Below are 4,639 nucleotides of genomic sequence, written 5' to 3'. Positions count from 1 at the left end.
TGACTTTCCGAAGAAAAATATAAAATAAATACAAGATTATTTATAAGTGATTGAAGATCAATTACTGCTCTATAAAATTAGTTTGAAACTTTTCTTAATTTCTGCTTACTATTCCACTTATCACTAAGATCAAGATATTCAAAATCCAAGGCAGAAGATTGTCTTTCCAGAATATTATCCCTGAATGATCTTTGTAAGATGTCTTCGATCAGGAAATCTTCCTGGTTATTTTTCGGGTTGTACTCTTCTTTTAAAGAAATGTCGAACATACTGGCAGTTGTATTGTACCAGAAGGCTCTCCAACCACTCTTAAGTTCTCTTACTAGCTCGAAAGCTGTTGTTCCTGTTTGACGATGAATAAGCTTCACGAGAATCTGACCTTCAGTTCTGGTAAGCTTCTTTAATTCAGCAGAAAATTCATCTTCAATATAATCCTGAACGACCTTGGTATACTTCTTACGGGCACGTCTTGACTTAATATCGTCCAACCTGGAATTGAGCGTAAGCAATCTTTCCGAAGCCATTTTAGCATATGGATATACTTTTCTGGTCTTTCTCCTTAATATAAGGTAACGCTTCCTATCTGCATTACTATCAAACTTCAGTCGTCTCAAAAGCACCACTTCTTCCAGGTCAATAAGTTCTCTGGGAATCGAATCTCCTGCAATGATCATATACTGTGCGGTCATAGACGTATCTACTTCCGTAGAATCCATAGGCCTTGATAAAGTATCAGATTGAGCTACTACTGTAGCTGAAGTAAGTAAAAGTAAGATGTAAAATATACGAATCACTATAAAGTTTAATTTTGGATCATCAATTCTTTTTGCTAAAACCATTCCAAAATTAGTCAATAGCCACTTCTCTCCAATCTAAATTTTTTAAATTCGTGAAAATTAAAAGAAACTATGGATAAAACTGAAGTACTGGATCAAAAATCCCTCGAATTTCTAGAGAAATACCTTAATAATGCAGCTCCCACAGGATATGAGTCTGAAGGCCAGAAATTATGGATGGAATATCTGAAACCTTACGTGGATGAATTCATTACTGATACCTATGGAACCGCAGTTGGTGTCATAAATCCGGAAGCTAAATATAAGGTGGTTATAGAAGGTCATGCTGATGAAATTTCATGGTATGTAAATTATATCTCTGATGAAGGACTTATATATGTAGTTAGAAACGGTGGTAGTGATCACCAGATTGCTGCTTCTAAACGTGTAAACATTCATACTAAGAATGGTATCGTTAAAGGAGTTTTTGGATGGCCGGCGATCCACACCCGTGATAAGGAAAAGGAGCAGTCTCCAAAAATGGACAATATCTGTATAGATGTTGGATGTACGAATAAAGAGGAAGTTGAAGCTCTGGGTGTTCATGTAGGATGCGTAATTACTTATCCTGATGAATTCTTTATTCTGAATAAGGACAAATTCGTATGTCGCGCTCTGGATAATAGAATTGGTGGCTTTATGATTGCACAGGTAGCCAGATTATTAAAAGAAAAAGGCGAGAAATTACCGTTCGGACTTTATATCACTAATTCAGTTCAGGAAGAGATTGGTCTTCGTGGTGCAGAAATGATCACACATCGTATTCAGCCAAATGTTGCTATTGTGACCGATGTTACTCATGACACCACTACTCCAATGATCGAAAAGAAAACTAACGGACTTAATAGGATTGGTGACGGACCAGTAATTTCTTACGCTCCGGCGGTACAGAATAAACTAAGAGAGTTGATCATTGGTACTGCGGAAGAAAAGAAGATTCCTTTCCAGAGACATGCGTCATCGAGATTCACAGGTACAGATACCGATGCATTTGCTTATAGCAATGGTGGTGTTCCTTCGGCATTGATTTCTTTACCTTTGCGTTATATGCATACGACCGTTGAAATGGTACATAAAAACGATGTGGAAAATGTGATCAATCTTATTTATGAATCTTTATTGAAGATTAAGGAAGGTGATACCTTTAGTTACTTTGACTAATTGAACACTTCTCAAGATGTTGTTAAACTCCCTGTAGTCAGGGAGTTTTTTATTTTATAACACTAAACTTTCACTTTTCTTTAATTCTGAAGTGCTCAATTTCATCCTATATTTAAACAAAAAAATAATGACGCTATCGCCTGATGATGTAGAAGTAATGATGAGTGATACTCATGAAGCCGTAAAACTTGCGAATCTTAGATACGTTAATGAAAGCTTACTCTCAATAAGCAGAAAGAAAGTAGGACGTGGTTTTGCATACTATCGTAAGGATGAAAAAGTTACCGATCCGAAAACGATTGATCGCATTAAAAGTCTGGTGATCCCGCCAGCCTGGAAAAATGTAAGGATTACACATCTTCATAATGGTCATCTTCAAGTAGTAGGAAGAGACGAAAAAGAACGCAAGCAATATATGTATCATCCCACCTGGTCCAAAGTTCGAAATCAGACGAAATTTTTCAAAATGACTGCCTTCGGGAAGATGTTACCCAAGATCAGGAAGCAGGTGGATGAAGATCTCAATCTCAAAGGAATGCCTAAACGCAAAGTTCTCGCCTTGATCATTAGACTTATGGAGGAAACTCATATAAGGATTGGTAATGAGTATTATGCGAAGAATAATAAAACTTATGGTCTATCTACTTTTCGTACCAAACACGTGAAAACTATGGATGACGGACTCAAATTCGAATTTATAGGAAAGAAAGGGAAAGAACATTCTATTTCAGTGGACGATAAGCGACTCATTAAATTGATCAATCAATGTGAGGAAATTCCTGGATGGGAGCTTTTCAAGTTTTATAATGAGAATGGTGTTAAGCAAACTATAGATAGTGGAATGATCAATGATTATATCCATGAAATTAGTGGAGATATGTACTCGGCTAAGGACTTTAGAACCTGGTCTGCTACCAAAATATTTTTTGAAACTCTACACGAATTAGGGTATACGGAAGAAGAAAAACAAAATAAAAAGAATATCCTTATTGGTTTTGATGCTGCTGCTGAAGGCCTTGGCAACACACGTTCTGTTTGCAGAAGTTACTATGTACATCCAAAAGTGATTGAAACTTATGAAAACGGAGAGATAGAACCATACTTTAAAAAGGTGAAAGAAGATATAAAACCAGAATACGTTCAACTTTCAGAAACAGAAAAAGCAATTTATAAGCTTATCAAAGATTACGAAATAGAAATTGCTGACTAATCCAGGTGTGTATTGTCGGATTTTCAGATAAATTTGAAATATGACAAATTCCATTGCCGCTCGTATCGCTGATTTTCTAGAAAACTATCCGCCATTTTCACTTTTGGAAAAATCTGAATTACTTCAAATTTCGGAATCTATTACTGTATTCTATTTCGAGGCTGGTAAAATGATCTTCAAAAAAGATGAACAGGTTCACGATCAATTCTACATTGTCCAAAAAGGAGCAGTAGATCTTCAGAAGGTTGAAGAATCTAAAGAACCTGAAACTATTGATAAATGTGATGAAGGTGATATTTTTGGATTGCGTCCATTATTTGCAAAGGAGAATTACCAGATCAATGCCATCACAGATGAAGAAAGTGTTATCTATGGCATTCCGTTGAACCTTTTTAAGCCTTACGCGATCAACAATCCTGAAGTAGGAGATTTTCTTATGGAAAGCTTTGCTTCAAACACCCGTAACCCCTATTCAGAAAAACATCGCGGCAGGCTATTTACAGATGAAGAAGAAATTCAGCTAAATAAAGATCCGTTATTTGAGCTTCAGCCTATTCCAATTGTCAAGAAAATGGTGACAGTATCCAGGAACACCAGCATTCAAAAAGCCGCTACTCTTATGAGTGAGCGCAAAGTTGGATCGGTTATCGTGGTGGAAGATAAAAAGCCTGTTGGAATCGTTACCGATGTGGATTTTAGAGAACTGGTTGCTACCGGTATTTTGCCTATTACCAGCGACATTTCAGAAGTAATGAATTCTCCGGTGATTTGTTATTCTAAAAACCTCACGGTGGCACAGGCACAGCTTGCGATGATGAAACATAAGATCAATCATATCTGCATCACCAAAGATGGCACTCCAAATACAAAAGTAAAAGGAATTGTTTCTGAACATGATATTATCGTTTCTCAGGGTAACAATCCTGCTGTATTGATGAAAGCTATAAATAGAGCAAATTCCACCAAAAAGCTGAAGAAGATTCGAACAAAGATCATGCTGTTGCTCGATGGATATATAAAAAGCAATATTCCGGTATCCCATATCAGTACCATTATTTTTGAATTAAATGATGCAACTATTAAAAGGACAATTACTCGTTGCATTGATAAAATGGAGGAACCTCTACCCTGTAGTTTTAGCTGGATGTCTCTGGGAAGTCAGGGAAGAAAGGAACAATTACTACTCACAGATCAAGACAATGCGCTTGTATTCGAAAATGTTGAGGAAGAAAAATTGGAAGAAGTTAGAGCCTACTTTCTTAAGCTAGCCAAAAAGGTTACCAAAAGGCTTAATATCATTGGTTATCAGTTTTGCCCGGCGGAGATGATGGCTAGGAATGATAAATATTGCCTGTCTTTATCTGAATGGAAAGATCAATTTTCAAACTGGGTTACTACTTCAGGAAATGATGAAATTCTACTCTGCCAGATC

General features: G+C 36.6%; 4 protein-coding genes. 3 read left to right on the top strand and 1 reads right to left on the bottom strand.

What is annotated here, in order from left to right:
• Positions 1-77 precede the first annotated feature (77 nt).
• A complete protein-coding gene (locus QZ620_RS13495) occupies positions 78-839 on the bottom strand; it encodes a DUF4294 domain-containing protein (protein ID WP_295182618.1) in 762 nt (253 codons plus the stop codon).
• Between the two features lie 69 nt (positions 840-908).
• Between QZ620_RS13495 and QZ620_RS13490 the strand changes: the two genes are divergently transcribed.
• From QZ620_RS13490 to QZ620_RS13480, 3 genes are all read left to right on the top strand, one after another.
• Positions 909-1,997 carry a M42 family metallopeptidase gene (locus tag QZ620_RS13490; protein WP_295182615.1) on the top strand — a complete coding sequence of 363 codons (1,089 nt, stop codon included), beginning with the start codon at positions 909-911 and terminating at the stop codon, positions 1,995-1,997.
• A gap of 127 nt (positions 1,998-2,124) precedes the next feature.
• Entirely contained in the window at positions 2,125-3,207 is a 1,083-nt protein-coding gene (locus tag QZ620_RS13485) for a DNA topoisomerase IB (protein ID WP_295182612.1), read from the top strand.
• 40 nt (positions 3,208-3,247) lie between these two features.
• Positions 3,248-4,639, top strand: a 1,392-nt coding sequence (locus tag QZ620_RS13480) for a DUF294 nucleotidyltransferase-like domain-containing protein (RefSeq protein ID WP_295182609.1), incomplete at its 3' end; no start/stop codon positions are given.

This window comes from uncultured Christiangramia sp. (assembly GCF_913046405.1).
GTDB classification, from domain to species: Bacteria; Bacteroidota; Bacteroidia; order Flavobacteriales; family Flavobacteriaceae; genus Christiangramia; species Christiangramia marina.
Note: the sequence above shows the minus strand (reverse complement) of the source record. Positions and strands in the feature narration are given on the sequence as shown.